Origin of the sequence: Vogesella margarita, assembly GCF_028548475.1 — a bacterium.
In the GTDB taxonomy this organism is placed as follows: domain Bacteria; phylum Pseudomonadota; class Gammaproteobacteria; order Burkholderiales; family Chromobacteriaceae; genus Vogesella; species Vogesella margarita.
The window spans coordinates 317,806-336,127 of the sequence record NZ_JAQQLE010000002.1 but is presented as its reverse complement, the minus strand read 5'-3'; the positions used below and the strand labels follow the sequence as shown (position 1 = coordinate 336,127).

The 18,322-nt window shown below is 66.1% G+C and carries 18 protein-coding genes; 11 read left to right on the top strand and 7 right to left on the bottom strand.

From position 1 onward, the window contains the following. Window positions 1-31: 31 nt before the first annotated feature. A complete protein-coding gene (gene gatC, locus PQU96_RS04105; protein WP_272770980.1) occupies window positions 32-319 on the bottom strand; it encodes an Asp-tRNA(Asn)/Glu-tRNA(Gln) amidotransferase subunit GatC in 288 nt (95 codons plus the stop codon). Window positions 320-533: 214 nt separating this feature from the next. Here gatC and PQU96_RS04100 point away from each other — a divergent pair, with 214 nt between their 5' ends. From PQU96_RS04100 to PQU96_RS04075, 6 genes are all read left to right on the top strand, one after another. Continuing rightward, the gene (locus PQU96_RS04100; protein ID WP_272770979.1) at window positions 534-1,577 is read left to right on the top strand and encodes a rod shape-determining protein; all 1,044 of its coding nucleotides are present in this window, start codon (window positions 534-536) and stop codon (window positions 1,575-1,577) included. 44 nt (window positions 1,578-1,621) lie between these two features. After that, entirely contained in the window at window positions 1,622-2,515 is an 894-nt protein-coding gene (mreC, locus tag PQU96_RS04095) for a rod shape-determining protein MreC (protein WP_272770978.1), read from the top strand. A 67-nt stretch (window positions 2,516-2,582) separates the two neighbouring features. Continuing rightward, window positions 2,583-3,086, top strand: coding sequence for a rod shape-determining protein MreD (gene mreD, locus PQU96_RS04090; RefSeq protein WP_272770977.1), 504 nt, complete (start codon window positions 2,583-2,585; stop codon window positions 3,084-3,086). Between the two features lie 5 nt (window positions 3,087-3,091). Next, complete coding sequence (gene mrdA, locus PQU96_RS04085) at window positions 3,092-5,044, top strand: penicillin-binding protein 2 (protein WP_272770976.1); 1,953 nt, start codon at window positions 3,092-3,094, stop codon at window positions 5,042-5,044. Continuing rightward, window positions 5,025-6,122, top strand: coding sequence for a rod shape-determining protein RodA (rodA, locus tag PQU96_RS04080; protein WP_272770975.1), 1,098 nt, complete (start codon window positions 5,025-5,027; stop codon window positions 6,120-6,122). The genes mrdA and rodA overlap by 20 nt, the downstream gene beginning before the upstream one ends. Before the next feature lie 88 nt (window positions 6,123-6,210). Further along, window positions 6,211-6,657, top strand: a complete 447-nt coding sequence (locus tag PQU96_RS04075; RefSeq protein WP_272770974.1) for a putative zinc-binding protein — start codon at window positions 6,211-6,213, stop codon at window positions 6,655-6,657. Here PQU96_RS04075 and PQU96_RS04070 read toward each other — a convergent pair. The 4 genes from PQU96_RS04070 to PQU96_RS04055 form a co-directional block, all read right to left on the bottom strand. After that, on the bottom strand, window positions 6,614-6,934 hold the full coding sequence (locus tag PQU96_RS04070) for an AzlD domain-containing protein (protein WP_272770973.1): 321 nt from the start codon (window positions 6,932-6,934) through the stop codon (window positions 6,614-6,616). The genes PQU96_RS04075 and PQU96_RS04070 overlap by 44 nt on opposite strands. After that, window positions 6,931-7,653, bottom strand: a complete 723-nt coding sequence (locus PQU96_RS04065) for an AzlC family ABC transporter permease (RefSeq protein ID WP_272770972.1) — start codon at window positions 7,651-7,653, stop codon at window positions 6,931-6,933. The genes PQU96_RS04070 and PQU96_RS04065 overlap by 4 nt, the downstream gene beginning before the upstream one ends. A 74-nt stretch (window positions 7,654-7,727) precedes the next feature. Continuing rightward, window positions 7,728-8,552 carry an AraC family transcriptional regulator gene (locus PQU96_RS04060; protein ID WP_272770971.1) on the bottom strand — a complete coding sequence of 275 codons (825 nt, stop codon included), beginning with the start codon at window positions 8,550-8,552 and terminating at the stop codon, window positions 7,728-7,730. 91 nt (window positions 8,553-8,643) lie between these two features. Continuing rightward, entirely contained in the window at window positions 8,644-9,288 is a 645-nt protein-coding gene (locus tag PQU96_RS04055) for a MarC family NAAT transporter (protein ID WP_272770970.1), read from the bottom strand. A gap of 219 nt (window positions 9,289-9,507) precedes the next feature. Here PQU96_RS04055 and PQU96_RS04050 point away from each other — a divergent pair, with 219 nt between their 5' ends. Beyond that, window positions 9,508-9,978, top strand: coding sequence for a copper chaperone PCu(A)C (locus PQU96_RS04050; RefSeq protein WP_272770969.1), 471 nt, complete (start codon window positions 9,508-9,510; stop codon window positions 9,976-9,978). Between the two features lie 192 nt (window positions 9,979-10,170). Further along, window positions 10,171-11,781, top strand: a complete 1,611-nt coding sequence (locus PQU96_RS04045) for a methyl-accepting chemotaxis protein (RefSeq protein WP_272770968.1) — start codon at window positions 10,171-10,173, stop codon at window positions 11,779-11,781. Between the two features lie 64 nt (window positions 11,782-11,845). Here PQU96_RS04045 and PQU96_RS04040 read toward each other — a convergent pair whose 3' ends face one another. Beyond that, window positions 11,846-13,000 (bottom strand): glycerophosphodiester phosphodiesterase, encoded by a 1,155-nt coding sequence (locus PQU96_RS04040; protein WP_272770967.1) that lies wholly within the window; start codon window positions 12,998-13,000, stop codon window positions 11,846-11,848. A gap of 140 nt (window positions 13,001-13,140) precedes the next feature. Here PQU96_RS04040 and PQU96_RS04035 point away from each other — a divergent pair, with 140 nt between their 5' ends. The 3 genes from PQU96_RS04035 to dinB all read left to right on the top strand — a co-directional run bounded on the left by PQU96_RS04035 (window position 13,141) and on the right by dinB (window position 17,590). Continuing rightward, window positions 13,141-15,876, top strand: coding sequence for an EAL domain-containing protein (locus PQU96_RS04035; RefSeq protein WP_272770966.1), 2,736 nt, complete (start codon window positions 13,141-13,143; stop codon window positions 15,874-15,876). Window positions 15,877-16,201: 325 nt separating this feature from the next. Continuing rightward, a complete protein-coding gene (locus tag PQU96_RS04030) occupies window positions 16,202-16,501 on the top strand; it encodes an Rdx family protein (RefSeq protein WP_272770965.1) in 300 nt (99 codons plus the stop codon). Between the two features lie 18 nt (window positions 16,502-16,519). After that, entirely contained in the window at window positions 16,520-17,590 is a 1,071-nt protein-coding gene (gene dinB / locus PQU96_RS04025) for a DNA polymerase IV (RefSeq protein ID WP_272770964.1), read from the top strand. A 57-nt stretch (window positions 17,591-17,647) separates the two neighbouring features. On the opposite strand, the gene PQU96_RS04020 is transcribed toward dinB, so the two are convergent. Then, entirely contained in the window at window positions 17,648-18,295 is a 648-nt protein-coding gene (locus PQU96_RS04020) for a glutathione S-transferase family protein (protein ID WP_272770963.1), read from the bottom strand. Window positions 18,296-18,322: the final 27 nt, after the last annotated feature.

Here is an 18,322-nt window from a genome sequence, read left to right as displayed (position 1 = left end):
GGCAGATACGGCAAAGGTTGGCCGCAGCGGCTTATTCGATGACTTTCGGCACCAGGAACAGGCCTTTTTCCACCTGCGGCGCCACCGCCTGGCATGCCTCGCGCCGGTTCGGCTCGGTGACGACGTCTTCGCGCAGGCGCAGGCTGACATCCTGCGGGTGCGCCATCGGCTCGATGCCGTCGGTATCGACCGCCTGCATCTGCTCGATCAGGCCGAGAATACTGTTCAACTGGCGGTTTACCGCGTCGATTTCGGCGTCTGTTACCGCGATGCGGGACAGGCGCGCAATACGTGCAACATCCTGATGGCTCAACGACATGGCGTCCTCGTCAAAATCTTTAATATTTCAAGCGTTGTAGGGTATCATAATTGGTTACATTAGCCCAAGAACCAAGGGGCCAGACCTGCTTGGCAAACGAGACCGCTACGGGCAGTGAATCTTTACCTGTCCGCCCTGTCCCAAACACGATTTAATTACGCGTGCCGCCGTTTTCGATAAGGCAACGTTCAAAAAACATTTCAGGACCGCCCCCATGCTCCGCTCGCTCACCGGATACTTTTCCAACGACCTGGCTATCGACCTCGGTACTGCCAACACCCTGATCTACATGCGCAACAAGGGCATCGTGCTGGACGAGCCGTCGGTGGTTGCCATTCACAGCGACATTCCCAGCAACAAGAAGTCCATCCTGGCCGTCGGCCTCGAAGCCAAGAAGATGCTGGGCCGCACCCCGGGCAGCATCCAGGCCATCCGCCCGATGAAGGACGGCGTGATCGCCGACTTCACCGTGACCGAGCAGATGCTCAAGCAGTTCATCAAGAAGGTCACCCCGAACCGCTTCTTCGCCGCCAGCCCGCGCATCGTGATCTGCGTGCCGTGCGGCTCGACCCAGGTCGAGCGCCGCGCGATCAAGGACTCGGCGCTGGCCGCCGGTGCCCGCCGCGTCGAGCTGATCGAGGAAACCATGGCCGCGGCCATCGGCGCCGGCCTGCCGGTGGAAGAGCCGACCGGCTCGATGGTGGTCGACATCGGCGGCGGCACCACCGAGGTCGGCGTGATCTCGCTGGGCGGCGTGGTGTACTCCAATTCGGTACGCGTCGGCGGCGACAAGTTCGACGAATCCATCATCAACTACATCCGTCGCAACTACGGCATGCTGATCGGCGAAGCCACCGCCGAGGAAATCAAGAAGACCATCGGCTCCGCCTTCCCCGGTGCCGAAGTGAAGGAAATGGAAGTCAAGGGCCGCAACCTGGCCGAAGGCATCCCGCGCGCCTTCACCGTGTCCAGTAACGAGATCCTGGAGGCGCTGACCGAACCGCTGAACCAGATCGTGTCCGCGGTGAAGATCGCACTGGAACAGACCCCGCCGGAGCTGGGCGCCGACATCGCCGACAAGGGCATGGTGCTGACCGGCGGCGGCGCGCTGCTGAAGGACATCGACCGCCTGCTGGCCGAAGAAACCGGCCTGCCGGTGTTCATCGCCGAAGAACCACTGACCTGCGTGGTGCGCGGCTCCGGCAAGTCGCTGGAAAAAATGGACAAGGTCGGCACCATTTTCACCAGCGTTCCCTGATTTCCTGACCAGACGTCACCTCGCAAGAGGTGACGTGGTGCTGCATGAACTTTGCCAACACCCCCAGCTTTGCCAACCAGGGCCTGCAGCCCGGCAGCCGCCTGCTCCTGTGCGTGCTCGCCTCGCTGGCGCTGCTGGTCGGCGACAGTCAGTACGGCCTGATGGAAAAGGCGCGCGACGCCGTTTCCGTGGTGCTGTATCCGCTACAGCGTGCGGCCAACGTGCCGCTCAACCTCGCCATGCAGGCCGGCGACTACTTCACCGCGCAAGCGGCGCTGAAGCACGAGAACGACGCGCTGCGCGAACGCGACCTGGTCCAGTCCTCGCACCTGATGCGCATGTCGGCGCTGGAGAAGGAGCTGCAGCAGCTGCGCCGGGTCAATGCGCTGGCGGCCCAGCCCTCGTATGCCGGCGTGGTGGCCGAGGTGCTGTACACCGGCCGCGATCCGTTTTCCTATCGCCTGATCATCGACAAGGGCAGCGACAGCGGTATCGCCAGCGGTCAGGCGGTGATCGACGAGAACGGCCTCATCGGCCAGGTGACCCGCGTGCAGCCGCTGAGCGCCGAGGTCACCCAGGTGATCAACCGCAACTTCACCGTACCGGTGATGATCGAGCGCACCGGCCATCGCGCACTGCTGTACGGTTTTGGCGGCGGCGTGGAAGTGCGCTACCTGCCGATCAGCACCGACATCCGCGAGAATGACCTGCTGGTCACCTCCGGCATCGACGGCGTCTACCTACAGGGCATTCCGGTGGCACGGGTCAAACAGATCGACCGTCTTGGCGGTGCCGCCTTTGCCCGCGTGCGCAGCGAGGCGATCGCCGGCGTGCAGTCCAGCCGCTTCGTGGTGATCATGCCCAACCGGCACCCGCCGCTGGCCGCCATCCCGGCCCCACCGGCCGCCGCCAGCAAGTCCGACAAGAAATCGCCATGATGCGTGATGCCCCCCACCCCGGCAGCGGCCGTGCCCAGCTGCGCCATTGCCGTCAGTCCCGACCGTCATGAACTACGACCGCCCGCAAGAATTGCTCAAGCCGGTCAAGCGCCGCTTCATCACGCTGACCTTTGTTATCGCCCTGATGCTGGAGCTACTGCCCTTGCCGCAAGGCTCCAACCGCTGGCTGCCCGACTTCGTCGCGCTGCTGATCCTGTACTGGAGCCTGAACCAGCCGCGGCGCATCGGCATCGGCATGGCCTTCGGCATCGGCCTCCTGGCCGACGTGGTGTCGACCAGCATGTTCGGCCAGCATGCGCTGGCCTACTCCGTCGGCGCCTACCTGATCCTGTTGCGCCAGCAGCAGCTGGTGATGTTCAACCTCGGCCAGCAGGCGCTGGTGATCCTGGTGCTGATGCTGCTGATGCAGCTGCTGATGGCCATCGCGCGCTGGAGCCTAGGCGCCACCCTGCCAGGTCTCGGCTACTTCCTGCCGGCGCTGATCGGTGCGCTGCTGTGGCCGCTGCTGACCAAACTGATGCTGCTGCCCTACCGTAGAGAGCGGCACTGAGCGCCATGAAGCAAGCCGCACGCCTGAAAGACCCGCACACCGAAGAGCGCCAACTGTACTGGCGGCTGCTGGCCGCCTACCTGTTCATGGTGCTGATGCTGTTGCTGCTGGTGGCCCGCTTTGTCTGGCTGCAGGTGTTCCAGTACGAGCACTTCACCACCCTCGCCCAGAACAACAGCATCTCGCTGGTGCCTGTGCAGCCCAACCGCGGCCTGATCGTCGACCGCAATGGCATCGAGCTGGCGCGCAACTACGCGTCCTACACCCTGGAACTGACACCGGACAAGATCGACAACCTCGACGCCACCATCAAGGCGCTGGGCGAGGTGGTGCCGATCACGCCGCGCGACCTGAAACGCTTCCAGAAATTCCTGTCGGAATCGAAGGACTTCGAACCGGTGCCGCTGCGGCTGAAGATGGACGATACCGAGGCCGCCAAGGTTGCGGCCAACCTGTGGCGCTTCCCCGGCGTCGAGGTCAAGGCGCGGTTGTACCGCGACTACCCGTACAAGGAGCTGACCAGCCACGTGCTCGGCTACATCGGCCGCATCGGCCCGCGCGACAAGGACCGCCTCGTCGCCGAGGAAAAAGCCGCCAACTACCGCGGCGCCACCCATATCGGCAAGCTGGGGCTGGAAGCGGTGTACGAGAACGAGCTGCACGGCCAGAACGGCTTTGAGGAGATCGAGACCGACTCCGCCGGCCGCGCGGTGCGTTCGCTGCGCCGTACCGCCCCGGTACACGGCAACACGCTGCAGCTGGCGCTGGACATCCACCTGCAGGATGTCGCCGACAAGCTGTTCGGCAATCGCCGCGGCGCGCTGGTCGCCATCGACCCGCGCAGCGGCGGCGTGCTGGCGCTGCTGTCCAAACCCAGCTTCGACCCCAACCTGTTCATCGACGGCATCGACAGCCAGAGCTGGCAGAGCCTGAACGACGACTGGCAACGGCCGCTGATCAACCGCGCCATCCGCGGCATGTACCCGCCCGGCTCCACCTTCAAACCCTTCATGGGCATGGCGGCGCTGGAATCCGGCGCCATCGGCCCGAACGAGGTCCGCCCTGCCCCGGGCTACTTCACCCTGCCCGGCTCCAGCCACCAGTTCCGCGATTCCAACCCGCGCGGCAACGGCTCCGCCAACCTGGCCCGCGCCATCGCGGTCTCCAGCGACACCTTCTTCTACAAGCTGGCCTGGGACATGGGCATCGACCGCATCCACCCGCTGCTGGCGCAGTTCGGCCTCGGCAGCAAGACCGGCATCGACCTCGACGGCGAGGCGATCGGCGTGCTGCCGACCAAGGAGTGGAAGGCACGCCGCTTTGCCGGCAAGCGCTTCCGCGACGAACACCGCCGCTGGCTGCCGGCCGACGTAGTCAGCATCGGCATCGGCCAGGGCTTCAACACCTACACTCCGCTGCAGATGGCCAATGCCACCGCGATCCTGGCCAATGACGGCCGTGCCTTCCATCCGCACTTGGTGCAGAAGGTCACCGACGCGCTCAACGGCAAGACGCGCCTGATCGAGGCGGCGCCGTACAAGCAGCTTCCGTTCAAGCAGCAGCACTACGACTACATCAAGAAGGGCATGCAGGCGGTGATGCAGCCGGGCGGCACCGGCTGGCGGCTGGGCCAGGGCCTGCAGTACTCGATGGCCGGCAAGACCGGCACCGCGCAGGTGGTGCAGATCAAGCAGGGCGCCAAGTACAACGCCGGCGCGCTGGCCGAACAGCACCGCGACCACTCCTGGTTCATCGCCTTCGCCCCGGTGGAGCAGCCGAAGATCGCGGTGGCCGTGATCGTGGAAAACGCCGGCTTCGGCGCCACCGCCGCCGCGCCGATCGCGCGCGCGCTGTTCGACTACTACCTGACCGGCAAGCTGTCCGACGACATCCGCGGTCAGCTGGAAACCTTCCCGCCTTCGGCAACAGGAAAGCAAGATGCAAGTGTCGCTCGCTAAGCGCATCGCCCACGCCATCATGGACCCGCTGGACGGCTGGCTGCTGGCGCTGCTCGCCGGCGTGTTCGTGCTGAGCATGATCGCGCTGTTTTCCGCCTCCAACCAGAGCTGGGCCAAGATCGACAACAAGCTGGTCTACACCGCGCTGTCGCTGCTCGTCATGTGGCTGCTGGCACGGCTGAGCCCGCAGACGGTGATGCACATGGCGCTGCCGCTGTATGTCGCCGGCGTGTTGCTGCTGGTCGGCGTCGAAGTGGCCGGCATCACCGTCAACGGCTCTACCCGCTGGCTGAACGTCGGCATCGGCCGCATCCAGCCATCGGAAATCATGAAGATCGCGGTGCCGATGATGCTGGCGTGGTACTTCCAGAAATACGAAACCACCCTCAACTGGCGCCACTACGTGGTGGCGGCGATCCTGATCGTGATTCCCGGCCTGCTGATCCTGAAACAGCCCGACCTCGGTACCGCCACGCTGGTGATGGGAGCCGGTTTCTTTGCGCTGTTCTTTGCCGGGCTGCCGTGGAAGATCATCATCGGTGGCGCCGTCGCCTTTCTTGCCAGCCTGCCGGTGGTGTGGAACCTGATGCACGACTACCAGCGCAAGCGCGTGCTGACCCTGATCGACCCGATGCAGGACCCGCTGGGCGATGGCTACCACATCATCCAGTCGATGATCGCCATCGGCTCCGGCGGGGTGTGGGGCAAGGGCTGGCTGGCGGGTAGCCAGACCCACCTCGACTACATCCCGGAGCGCACCACCGACTTCATCTTCGCGGTGTACTCCGAGGAGTTCGGTCTCGTCGGCAACCTGCTGCTGCTGGCGCTATACCTCGGCATCATCAGCCGCTGCCTGCTGATCACCGCGCGCGCGCCGACGCTGTACGGCCGCCTGCTGGCCGGCGCCATCACGCTGTCGTTCTTCGTCTACGTGTTCGTCAACATGGGCATGGTCGCCGGCATCCTGCCGGTGGTCGGCGTGCCGCTGCCCTTCATGTCCTACGGCGGCACCGCCACCGTGTCGCTGGCCATCGGTCTGGGCATGCTGATGGGTATCGGCAAGCTGCAGCGCCGCTAAGCGGCACAAGGTTGGCCGCAAGCCGGCCAAGCGGCCTAGACCATGCGGCCGATGGCGCGCGCGTCGCCGGCGCGCTAGGCTGGACGCCATGAAACCCGATCCCACGCTGCCCCTGGTCTACGCCTGTTCCGGCTGCTCCAGCGCCGCACAACTGGCCAACCACTTCGCGCTGCGCCTTACCCGCGCCGGCCATGCCGAGATGTCCTGCATCGCCGGCGTCGGCGGTCAGGTGCCGACGCTGCTGCGGCTGGCGCGCAGCGGCCGCCGCATCCTGGCGCTGGACGGCTGTCCGCTGCGCTGCGTGCAGGGCTGCCTGAAGCAGGCCGGGGTGCAGGCCGATCTGAGCATCGAGCTGTCCGACCACGGCGTGATCAAACGCAAGCACGCCGACTTTAACAACGCCGACGCCGAGCGGCTGTGGCCGCAGCTGGTGGCGGCGGCGCAGTCGCTGCAACCGCCGTGCGAGCCTCACGACCCGCAGGCCGCCCCCCTCACAGCAGCCAGCGCCACAGACCGTACACCACGAAACCGCTGACGATCGCCGCCAGCGTGTGGCGGCTGAAAAACGCCACCGCCGCCGCGGCGAGGGTGCCGGGCAGGTAGGCATTGCCCGGCGACAGGTCAATGGCGCCCTGCGGCGCCAGCGCCATCGGCACGATCAGCGCGGTCAGCACCGCCGCCGGCACGTAGTGCAGTGCGCGCGACAGCCAGGCAGGGAAGCTCAGCCGGTGGCCGAACACCAGAAAACTCAGCCGGATGCCGTAGGTGACCACAACCATGCCGGCAATGGTCAGCAGCAGGTGCAGGTTCATGTTGTCTCCTTCATTTCAGGCTTGCCGCTCGTCGCCAGCCGCTCGGCCAGCACGCCGCCGGCCACCCCGGCCAACGCTGCCAGCATCAGCCCCAGCTTGAACGGCAGGTCACGCGCCAGCAGCGCCACCACGCCGGCCAGCAGTGCCGCCACCAGCACCGGCCGCTTTTTCAGCTGCGGCGCGACGATGGCGGCGAAGGTGGCCACCATCGCAAAATCCAGCCCCAGATCGGCCAGGCCCGGCACGCTCTGCCCCAGCAGCACGCCGATAACAGTCCACAGCTGCCAGTTGCCGTACATCGCCAGCGACGAGCCCAGCCAGTACCAGGCGCCGTCGGACTCGTCGTGCTGCTGTCGCAGCCGGTGCTCGACCACGGCGAAGGTCTCGTCGGTGAGCCAGAACGCCAGCGACCAGCGCCAGCGCGCCGGCAGGTGGCGGGCGTAGGGCAGCAGGGTGGCGCTGTACAGCGCGTGGCGCAGGTTGACGACAAAGGTGGTCAGCCAGATCACCGGCAGCGCCGCGCCGCTGCCGATCAGGCTGACGGCGACGAACTGCGACGAACCGGCGAACACCAGCGCCGACAGCGCCAGCGTCGCCCATGCCGGAATACCGGTGGCGATCGCCAGCGTGCCGAAGATGACGCCGAACGGCGCGGCGCCGACCAGCATCGGCAGCGAATCGCGGGCACCGGCCCAAAGCGGGGTAAATCGTGGTGACATGCTTGCTCCACAGTAAAAGGTTGGCCGCAGCATAGATTGCCGCCGGCCTCGGGTCTTGAACGATCTTGCGCCGGCTAGCGGCGTACCGCGCGCTGGTAGGCCGCCGGCGTCACCCCCAGCGCGGCGCGGAAGGCCCGCGTCAGGTGCGGCTGGTCGGCAAAGCCCAGCTGCGCCGCCACCTGGCCGGGCACCACGCCCTGCGCCAGCAGCTGGCGCGCACGCGCCACGCGCAGCTGGTTACGCCACGCCACCGGTGGCAGGCCGAATTCGGCGCGGAAGCTGCGGTTGAGATGCCACGGCGACAGCCCGACGCTGTCAGCCAGCGGCTGCAGCGACAGGTTGTCGGCGAGGCGGTCGGCCAGCAGCGCGCGCACCTGCTGCAGCCGCGACTGGTCGCGCGCCGCCAGCTGTTCGCGCACCCCCATGTGCCGCTGTAGCACGTCGGCAAACACCGCGTACAGCGCGCTCTCGCGCTGCAGCCGGTCGTGGCACTGCGCCAGCAAAGGCTGCAGCAGCGCCAGCCGCCGCGCCAGATCGACATCGTAGATCACCGTCTGGCGGAAGAACGGCTCCACCGGACGTCCGGCCAGCTGGCTGGCGAGGCCGCGGATCAGCGTCGCCGACGGATAGAAGCCACGATAGCCCCAGCCGGCGGCGTCGGCCGATTCGCCGGTATGCACCTCGCCGGGATTGATCAGCACCAGCGCGCCGACGCCGGCGACGTGCGAGCTGCCGTGGTAGCGATAGGACTGCGCGCCCTGCGTCAGCGCGTTGACCACGTACTCCTCGTGGAAGTGCGGGGTGAACACCTTCCGGGTATAGAACGCGTCCAGACACTCCAGCGGCGCGATGTCGTCGGCGCGGAAGTAGCGGGCGTATTCGGCAGGAACGGCGGACATGGTGGCGACTCGGCAGGGGACGGCTCCATTCTGGCACAGTCGCCACGGCGGGGGCTTGAACGATCTTGCGGCCAACCTTGCCGCCGGCCGCTTACGAGCCGGCCATGAAGGTGCGGATGCCGGAGCCGATGAACTGCACCCCGACGCAGATCAGCAGAAAGCCCATCAGCCGGCCCAGCACCTCGGTGCCGGCACGGCCCATGCGTGCCGCGATCAGCGTCGACGAGCGCAGCACCAGCCAGACCACCAGCGCGGTGCCGACGATGGCGAGCATGGTCATGCCGAAGGCGAGCAGCTTCTCGGTGCGGCTGTGCAGTTCGGCAATCTCGGTGGCGATGCCGATCACCACCGCGATGGTACCGGGGCCACTGATGCCCGGCATCGCCAGCGGGAAGAAGGAATAGTCCTCGCGGCGGTTGGTCTTCGGCGCCATGCCCGGATCCTGTGACAGGAACAGCATGCGGTAGCCCAGCACCGCCACCACGAAGCCGCCGGCGATACGCAGCGCGCCGAAGGAAATGCCGAACGCGGCCAGGATCAGGTTGCCGGCCAGCAGGCACACCAGCATGATCGCAGCGGCGTAGACGCAGGCCATGCGCGCCTGGTGCGCGCGACGCAACTCGCTCATGCCCTGGGTCAGCGACACGAACAGCGGAATCTTGGACAGGGGGTTGGTGATCACCAGCAGGCTCACCAGCCCGCCAAACAGGAACTGCAAATACAGGGTCTTGAACATCGCTCTTCTATCTGGTATCTGGAAATAAGGCCACATGCCGCTGCCGCCACGACGGGCGATAGCACGGACAGGCATTGTAGCCAGCCACCGGGACGGGTGAAACCGCAGCATGACATTGGCCAGGCCACCGCAGGCCCTCGCGGCTGCGACATTATGCCGCAGTGGCCGGCCAGGGCGGCATGCTATGCTCGTCGTCACTGAAAACTTACCGCGAAAATCATGAAAAAACTTGCCATTGCCGCCATTGCCGCCTTTGCCGCCTTGTTGAGCCTGCCTGCCTTTGCCCACGACTACAGCGTCGGCGCGTTGAAGATCGGCCATCCCTACAGCCGCGCGATGCCGGCGGCCAGCCCGACCGCGGCGGTGTTCATGAGCATCAGCAACAGCGGCGGCGCCGACCGCCTGCTGGCAGCCAGCACGCCTCAGGCGGCGCGCGCCGAGCTGCACCAGCACCTCAACGACAATGGCGTGATGCGCATGCGCGAAGTCGTCGGCGGCATCGCGCTGCCGGCCGGCGGCACCGTCACGCTGGCGCCCGGCGGCCTGCATATCATGCTGCTGGAAGTACCGAAACAGGCCGCCAGCGGCGAACATTTCCCGCTGCAGCTGCAGTTTGAAAAGGCCGGCAAGGTCACCGTGGAGGTGAAGGTGGAAAGCGGCATGGCCCCCGTTCATCCCGCCGGCCACTGAGCCGCCCGTTTCTCCGCCCGGTGCCACGCCGGGCAGCCTGCCCCTGCTCCCCCGCTGCGGCCAACCCTGGCCGCACACCTGCTCCCTTGCCGGTCCCGCAGTTCTGGCATGTAGTTTGCCGATGACATAATTTTTTTTGATATTATCTTTCCGTTAGACTTGAGCAATAACTCTACCCTGCGGAAATAATTCATGAAAATATCGCAACGACTCCTCATGCTGATCGGCCTGGCTATCGGCGGTCTGCTGATCCTGGTGCTGACCACCTTTCTGCAGCTCAACCGCGTCTATGGCGAGCTGGAAAACATCAGCGACAATGTCCTCCCCAGCATCAAGACGCTGGCCACCTTCGACAGCGCACTGCTGGAGCAGCGCAACGCCCTGCTGGCGCACATCCTCAGCAATGACGATGGCAAGATGAGCGAGATCGAACGCTCCTTCGTCGAACACAGCCAGCACGCCGCCGCCGCGCTGGAAAAGTACGCGCCGATGATCGTCAACGAGCAGGACCGCGACTACCACAGCAAGCTGAAGGAGGGTCTGGCCGAGCTGGACCGCGTCTACGCGCCGATCCTGGCCGCCTCGCGCGAGAACCGCAAAGAAGAAGCGCAACAGATGGCCAATAGCGCGCGGGTGATCTTCATGCGCATCAACGGCATCTCCAAGCAACACACCCAGTTCAACCAGCAGCTGTCCGACAGCGCCGAGCAACAGGCCATCGAAGTCAACCAGCAAGCCAGGCTGATCACCGCCACGGTGGCCGCAGTCGCCATCCTGCTGCTCTGTCTCAGCGGCTGGCGCACCTACCGCCAGGTAGTAGGCAGTGTCAGCCGTGCACAGCAAAGCATCCAGCATCTGGCCGAAACGCTGGATTTCAGCACCCGCTGCGAGGTGCAGGGCAAGGACGAGATCGCTCAGATGCTGGGCGCCTTCAACCAGCTGATCGCCAAGCTGCAGAGCAGCCTGCGCACCATGATCACCGCCGCGCGCGACGTTTCGCAATCGGCCACCGAGCTGGCCGGCTCCGCCAAACAGGTCGCCGCCGGCTCCACCGCGCAGAGCGAATCCGCCGCCACCATGGCCGCGGCACTGGAGCAAATCACCGTCAGCATCAACCATGTCGCCGACCGTGCGCACGAGGCCAATAGCCTGGCGCAGGATACCGGCGAGCGTGCACAGCAGGGCGAACAGGTGATCGGCGATACCACGCAGTCGATCGAGAGCATCGCCGGCGCCGTCGGCAGTGCCTCGACCGAGATGGAGCAGCTGGTTGACCGCACCCGTGAAATCGCCACCGTGGTCAGCGTGATCAAGGATGTCGCCGACCAGACCAACCTGCTGGCGCTGAACGCGGCGATCGAGGCTGCCCGTGCCGGCGAGATGGGTCGCGGCTTTGCCGTGGTTGCCGACGAGGTGCGCAAGCTGGCCGAACGTACCTCGCTGTCGACACAGGAAATCGCACAGATCATCAACGCAATCCAGACCGTGTCCGGCAGCGCCGCCGAGCGCATGCAGGGCGCGGTGCACAATGTGGAGAACGGCGTCGACGAGGCGGCCAAGGCGCGCACCACCATGCAGTCGATTTCCGATGTCGCCGGCCAGAGCCGGCATCTGGTCGGCGAGATCAGCAGCGCCATCCGCGAACAGGGCAGCGCCGCCAACAGTATCTCGCAGCAGGTGGAAACCGTGGCCCAGATGGCGGAGGAGAACTCCGCCGCCGCCGGCCACGTCACCGAGCTGGCCAACCGCCTGCAACAGCTGTCGCTGGGCATGGAAAAGGAAGTGTCGGTGTACCGCGTCTGAAGCGGCACCCCGGAATGAAAAGGGCCGCCCCTTCGGGCGGCCCTTTTTGTTGCCGGTGCGGTACTTACTGGCCTTGCTGCATCAGGCGGCGGGTAGCCAGCGCGGTGTCGGTGTAGTCGGTGAACACACCGTCGACGCCGGCGGCAAAGAACAGGCGGTACTCTTCCGACGGATTGTCCGTGAAGTTGGCCGCAAGGTGCTTGGCCTCGTTGCGGAAGGTGTAGGGATGCACCAGCAGCCCCAGCTTGTGCGCGTCGCGGATCACGCTGTTCGGCTCCAGCAGCGTCATGTCGCGCTGGTCGATCACCTTGTCGCCGTTGACGTCCATCGCCTTGCCGGCCTTGTCGGTCATCGCCTGCCAGCTGATCAGGTACGGCTTCCACGGGCCGATGCCGTCGGCGAAGGTGCGGACTTCCTTCAGCCCGGCCGGGGTCAGCATGTCGGCGTAGGTGCGCGCGTCGCCGGTCACCACGTGGTCATAGGGGCGGATCGTGTCGATGCTGCCGTCCGGGCGCACGTCGTTGGCGTCCAGCAGGTACACCAGCTTGTTCGGGGTCAGCTTGCGCAAGGTCTTGAGGTTGGCCGCCTCGAACGACTGGATGAACACCGGCGCCGCCTTGCGGTTCAGACGGTACTTGGTCAGCAACGCCACCAGCGGTTTTTCCAGCGCCAGGCCCTGCTGCTGGTGCCAGGTCGGGTGCTTGGTTTCCGGATAGACGCCGATCTCGCGGCCGGTCTCCTGCGATTTCTGTGCGCGCAACGCCAGCACCTCGTCGAAGGTCGGGATCGAGAACTGGCCGTCAAACGCCTTGCTGCGGTCGGCACGCGGCTGCACCGCGCGCAGGGTCTTGATCTCGGCGAGGGTGAAATCGCTGGCAAACCAGCCCTCTTCCTCCGCGCCGTCCACCTTCAGCGTGCGCTTGCGTTCGGCAAATTCCGGATGGCGGGCGACGTCGGTGGTGTCCTTCAGGTTAGGCTCGTGACGCGCGATCAGCACGCCGTCCTTGGTGCTGACCAGATCCGGTTCGATATAATCGGCGCCCAGCTCGATCGCCTTCGCGTATCCTTCCAGGGTATGGTCCGGCAGGTAGCCGGACGCGCCGCGGTGCGCCACCACCAGCGGCGGCTTGCCGTCCAGAGTCGGAAACGGGGATGGGCCGGCGGCGAAGACCGGCCCCGCCAGCAGGATGGCCAGCAGGGGCAAAGGCATGCTTTTCATTGGATACACTCCCTGAACAACGTCAATGTGAAATCGCTGTCCAGCGTGACAGAACAACATGACACTTTATTGACCGCAACATGAAGCGGCGATGACACGGCACCCCGCCCTGCCCGCGCCGCGACCGATACCACCGAGACATGCGTCCATTTCCGATGACATTCCGCCTGCGCCCCGGCCTGCTGCTGGGCGTGATCCTGCTGGTTGGCCTGGCCGGGCTGTGGCAGCTGGCCAATAACGCCGCCGACAAGGTCGACGAGGAAGTTGCCGCCCTCACCCGCAAGTCCCTGGAACAGGAGCTGCTGCGCCAGCGCAAGACGCTGGGCAAGGCGCTCAACGACTACGCGGTGTGGGACGAGATGTACCGCCAGAGCCAGGCACCGCAAATGGACGGCACCTGGCTTGCGACCAACCTGACCGGCTCGCTGTACCAGAACCAGGACGTCGACATCGCCCTGCTGATCGACCCCGCCGCCGGCGTGCTGTATGCGCTGGATCGCGGCATGATCAGCCCGCAGCCGCAACGGCTGCTGCAGCTGGAACCACGGCAGTGGCAAAACCTGCTGCGCCAGGCCGACCGCTACGACCCGCAACAGGCCAGTACCGGCCCCAGCCTGCTGCTGCGCCAGCAGCACGGCAACAGCCTGACCGGCCAGCCGCAGACCACCATCTATCTGGTGGCGATCCAGCGCATCGCGCTGGAGTCCGGCAGCTCGACCGACGGCCGGGCGCGCTACCTGCTGTTCGCGCGCGCGCTGGACCAGCGCCTGCTGCAGGAGATGGCAGCCAGCAACTCGCTGCGCCGGCTGTCGCTGAACTTCTCCGCCACCCCGCAACACAGCGCGGCCTTGCCGCTGGAAAACAGCCTGGGCCAGACCCTGGCCCTGCTGGAATGGGACAACGAGCGCCCCGGCGACGCGGTGCTACAACGGCTGCTGCCGCAGAGCCTGCTGCTGCTGGCCTGCCTGCTGCTACTGTCCGGGCTGATCGTGCGCGCCGGCTACCAGCAACAGCAGGCCAACGTGCGCCGCTCGCTGCGACTGGAGCAGCAGGGACGCGCGCTGCAGCAGCTGGTGGCGGCACGACAAAGCGAAACCCAGGTGCTGCAGGAGTACATCGACGAGATCCTGCCGCTGCTGGCGCAGACCCTCGGCGTCAGCCGCATCAGCGTGTGGCAGTTCAGCGCCGACCAGCAAAGCCTGCACTGCCTCGCCGGCGTCGATACCGGCGACAGCCTGCGCTTCAGCGGCGACGTGCTGCAGCTGGATCAGCACCCCGACTATTTCGGCGCGCTGCACGAACAGCGCTTCCTCAATACCGTGCAGCCCTTGCAGGACGCGCGCCTGCTGACACTGCGCCCCTATCTGGCAGAGCGCGACATCAAGGCCATGCTCGACGCCAGCATCATGGTCGGCGGCCTGCAACACGGCATCATCTGCGCCGAGAGCCGCTCCCCGCGCCGCGTCTGGCGTCAGGAGGACGTCAACTTCATCTGCTCCGCCGCCGACATCATCGCGCTGGTGATGGAGTCTTCCGCCCGCCTGCAGGCCGAGGGCGAGCTGTACCGCCAGTTCTACTACGACCGCTTCACCGGCCTGCCCAACCGTTCGCGGCTGCAGATGCAGCTGGGCGAGCTGATCCAGCAGCGCGAAAACAGCCAAGCGCGCGACAAGCGTCCGATCGGCTGCATGATGCTGTCGCTGGAAGGCCTCGCCAACATCAACGAGCTGTACGGCCGCGACAGCGGCGACCAGCTGATACGCCTGCTCGGCGAACGGCTGGAAAAACTGGCGCGCAACGGCGAGATGGTGGCGCGCCACGCCGACAACCGCTTTGCCATGCTGCTGCTGGACGAGGACGAGCTCGGTGTCAGCCGCCGCACCGACGAGCTGTGCGACCAGCTGCGACAGCCGCTGCTGCTGCAGGAGCAGCAGCTTTTCCTGCGCCTGAGCACCGGTCTCAGCATCTACCCTCACGACACCATCCATGCCGACGCGCTGCTGGAGCACGCCGAGCTCGCGCTGCAGCTCTCGCGCAACGACCCGGCCGGCAACTGGGTTCGCTTCCGCCCGGAAATGAACGACAACTGGCGCCGCCGTCACCATATCCAGAACGACCTGCGCCAGGCGGTGGCGCGCGGCGAGCTGTGCCTGCACTACCAGCCCTACGTGTCGCTGAAGAACGGCCGCGTCGCCGGCGCCGAGGCGCTGGTGCGCTGGGAACACCCCAGCCTCGGCCGCGTCCCGCCGACCGACTTCATCCCGCTGGCGGAAGAAACCGGGCTGATCAAGCCCATCGGCGAGTGGGTGCTGGGCGAAGCCATCCGGCAGGCGGTGCAGTGGCGCGCGCGCTACCTCAGCCAGTTCGTGATCTCGGTCAACGTGTCGCTGGTACAGCTGGAAGACGCGCGCTTTGCCGCGGTGGTCGCCAGCCTGCTGGCCACCCACCATCTGCCCGGCGACGCGCTGGAGCTGGAAGTGACCGAGGGCCTGGCGCTGCGCAACACGCCGACCATAGACAGCAACCTGCACAAGCTGCGCGCACTGGGCATCGCCATCGCCATCGACGACTTCGGTACCGGCTACGCCTCGTTCAGCTACCTGCGCCGCTTCCCCGCCGAGAAGCTGAAGATCGACAAGCAGTTCCTCGACCAGGTGCCGGACAGCACCGGCGGCAGCAATCTGGTGCGCATGATCGTGGCAATGGGACACACCCTTGGTGCCTCGGTCACCGGCGAGGGCATCGAGAACATCCGCCAGGCGCGCTTCCTGGCCGAGCATGGCGGCGATTACGCGCAGGGCTACCTGATCAGCAGACCGCTGCCGGCGGGCGACATGGAGCGTTTCCTGATCGACAATCCGACGCTGGCGCTGTAACTACAGGCGGCACTATCGATAAATGTAAGCAAACGTTGCAAAGATGTAACATGGTGCAAAGCAACATTGTCAGACAATCGTGCCGCGCGCTTCCCCAATGCACCGGCTTGATGCACACTGGCTCTGCGTTTGCACCGCTGCCTCCACGCACAGCGCCAGGTTTACACAGATAGCCGGGTGATGGAGGAGAAAATACAGCTCTTCAAAGAGCCACGACACAACAACACAGAGATTTGCGAAGCAAGGCAGCGGTGCAGCGCCCTCCCCCGGTTTCCCCCTCCCGTATTCGGCATTACCATGGCCTTTTTCCTTGCGGCCAACCTTCATGAACCCTGACACTTCCCCGCTGTTGCCCGTTGTCGCCATCCGCTATTGCACCGGCTGCCGCTGGCTGTTGCGTGCCGCCTGGATGGCGCAAGAACTGCTGACCACCTTCGAAAAGGAACTCGGCGAAGTCGCGCTGCAACCCGGCAGCGGCGGCGTGTTCCAGATCCGCATCGACGGCGAACTGCTGTGGGACCGCGCACGCGACGGCGGCTTTCCCGACATCAAGCAGCTGAAGCAGCTGCTGCGCGACCGCATCGCGCCGGACAAGGGTCTCGGCCACAGCGAGCGCGGCGGCTGACGCAAGGTTGGCCGCAAGGTGAGCATCCAGCGCAAGATCATCCACATCGATTGCGACTGCTTCTTCGCGGCGGTGGAGATGCGCGACAACCCGGCGTGGCGCGACATTCCGCTCGCCGTCGGCGGCCAGCCGGGGCAACGCGGCGTGATCGCCACCTGCAACTACGAGGCGCGCCGCTACGGCGTGCATTCGGCGATGCCGTCGTCGCTGGCGCTGCGCCGCTGCCCGGCGCTCTTGATCGTGCCGCCGGACTTTACCCGCTACAAGCAGGCCAGCCTCGCGGTGCAGGCCATCTACCATCGATACAGCGAGCTGATCGAGCCGCTGTCGCTGGACGAGGCCTATCTCGACGTCAGCGGCCAGCCGCACTGTCACGGCAGCGCCAGCCTGATGGCAGAAGAGATCCGCGCCGCCATCCGCGACGAGGTCGGCATCACCGCCTCCGCCGGCATCGCCCCCAACAAGTTTCTCGCCAAGATCGCCAGTGACTGGAACAAGCCGGACGGGCAATGGCTGGTGCGGCCGCAGGATGTCGCCGCCTTTGTCGAAACCCTGCCAGTGGAAAAGATCTGGGGCGTCGGCGCCGTCACAGCCGCCAGACTGAAGGCTCAGGGCCTGCACAGCTGCGGCGACCTGCAGCGGCTGCCGCTGCTGGACATGCTGCAGCGCTTCGGCAAGTTCGGCAAAACCCTGTACGACCTGTCGCGCGGCATCGACCACCGCGCGGTAGAGCCTGCCCGCGAGCGCAAATCGGTGAGCGTGGAGGAGACCTATCCCCGCGACCTGCCCGACCTCACCAGCTGCGAGGCCGAGTTGGAACCGCTGCTGACGCGGCTGGCGCAGCGGCTGCAGCGCATCGGCACGCCGGCGTTTCGCGGCCTCAACGTCAAGATCAAGTTTGCCGACTTCAGCCAGACCACGGTCGAGCTGGCAGGGAAAACGTTGGCCGCAGCGGTCTTCCGCCAGCTGCTGCACACCGGCTTCGCCCGCGGCAACAAGCCGGTGCGCCTGCTCGGCGTCGGCGTGCGCCTGCGTGAGGACAGCCCGACGGCACAGCAGCTGCCGCTGTTCGAAGAAGGGCTGCCGTAGACGGCAAAACAGCCATCCGCCGCGAGGCTGGATGGCTGCCGGGGACACCGCGGTCGCTCAGTGCGGCAGGAACTTGCGCAGCGCCTGTTCGCGGTCGTGCCACATGCGCGCCACGCTGGCGCGCTGTGCCAGCCGCTCGCGGTACTGCGGCGGCAGCGGCAGGCTGGCCAGCGGATCGTGGCCCAGCAGCGTGCTGCCGAGGTAGCCCAGATGCGGCAGCGCCACCGCCAGCGCAATGTCGGCAACGCTGAAATCGTCGCCACACAGCCAGCTGCCTTCCGCCATCATGCGCCGCGCCAGCGCCGCGGCACCGCGCGCCAGGCTGGCCGCCACCTCGGCCTTGTCCTGCTCCGTCAGCGGGGCGCCGAACAGCACATGACGCACCAGCGGCGCGCTGGGGGCAATCAGGTACTGCTCGATCAGCAGCGCCAGTTCACGCGCGCGCGCGCGGCCGTTGGTCGACGGCGGCAGCAGCGACAGCGTCGGGTAGGCATCCTCCAGCCACTCCACGATGGCGCCGGATTCGGCCAGTTTGAAGCCGTTGATGTCGACGTAGGGAATCTTGCCCATCGGGCTGGCCGCCAGCACCGCCTCATCCTGCGACGGGCGCTGCAGCCGTTCCTCGAAATTGACGCCCTTTTCGAGCAAGGCCACCTTGACCTTGTTGTACCAGGGCGACAGCGTGGAACCGTACAGGATGATCATGCGGAAACTCCTAGGGGTGCGTGCGGA

Coding starts and splice junctions, on each gene's coding strand:
- gatC (WP_272770980.1), bottom strand. CDS start 319: ATGTCGTTGAGCCATCAGGATGTTGCACGTATTGCGCGCCTGTCCCGC.
- PQU96_RS04100 (WP_272770979.1), top strand. CDS start 534: ATGCTCCGCTCGCTCACCGGATACTTTTCCAACGACCTGGCTATCGAC.
- mreC (WP_272770978.1), top strand. CDS start 1,622: ATGAACTTTGCCAACACCCCCAGCTTTGCCAACCAGGGCCTGCAGCCC.
- mreD (WP_272770977.1), top strand. CDS start 2,583: ATGAACTACGACCGCCCGCAAGAATTGCTCAAGCCGGTCAAGCGCCGC.
- mrdA (WP_272770976.1), top strand. CDS start 3,092: ATGAAGCAAGCCGCACGCCTGAAAGACCCGCACACCGAAGAGCGCCAA.
- rodA (WP_272770975.1), top strand. CDS start 5,025: ATGCAAGTGTCGCTCGCTAAGCGCATCGCCCACGCCATCATGGACCCG.
- PQU96_RS04075 (WP_272770974.1), top strand. CDS start 6,211: ATGAAACCCGATCCCACGCTGCCCCTGGTCTACGCCTGTTCCGGCTGC.
- PQU96_RS04070 (WP_272770973.1), bottom strand. CDS start 6,934: ATGAACCTGCACCTGCTGCTGACCATTGCCGGCATGGTTGTGGTCACC.
- PQU96_RS04065 (WP_272770972.1), bottom strand. CDS start 7,653: ATGTCACCACGATTTACCCCGCTTTGGGCCGGTGCCCGCGATTCGCTG.
- PQU96_RS04060 (WP_272770971.1), bottom strand. CDS start 8,552: ATGTCCGCCGTTCCTGCCGAATACGCCCGCTACTTCCGCGCCGACGAC.
- PQU96_RS04055 (WP_272770970.1), bottom strand. CDS start 9,288: ATGTTCAAGACCCTGTATTTGCAGTTCCTGTTTGGCGGGCTGGTGAGC.
- PQU96_RS04050 (WP_272770969.1), top strand. CDS start 9,508: ATGAAAAAACTTGCCATTGCCGCCATTGCCGCCTTTGCCGCCTTGTTG.
- PQU96_RS04045 (WP_272770968.1), top strand. CDS start 10,171: ATGAAAATATCGCAACGACTCCTCATGCTGATCGGCCTGGCTATCGGC.
- PQU96_RS04040 (WP_272770967.1), bottom strand. CDS start 13,000: ATGAAAAGCATGCCTTTGCCCCTGCTGGCCATCCTGCTGGCGGGGCCG.
- PQU96_RS04035 (WP_272770966.1), top strand. CDS start 13,141: ATGCGTCCATTTCCGATGACATTCCGCCTGCGCCCCGGCCTGCTGCTG.
- PQU96_RS04030 (WP_272770965.1), top strand. CDS start 16,202: ATGAACCCTGACACTTCCCCGCTGTTGCCCGTTGTCGCCATCCGCTAT.
- PQU96_RS04020 (WP_272770963.1), bottom strand. CDS start 18,295: ATGATCATCCTGTACGGTTCCACGCTGTCGCCCTGGTACAACAAGGTC.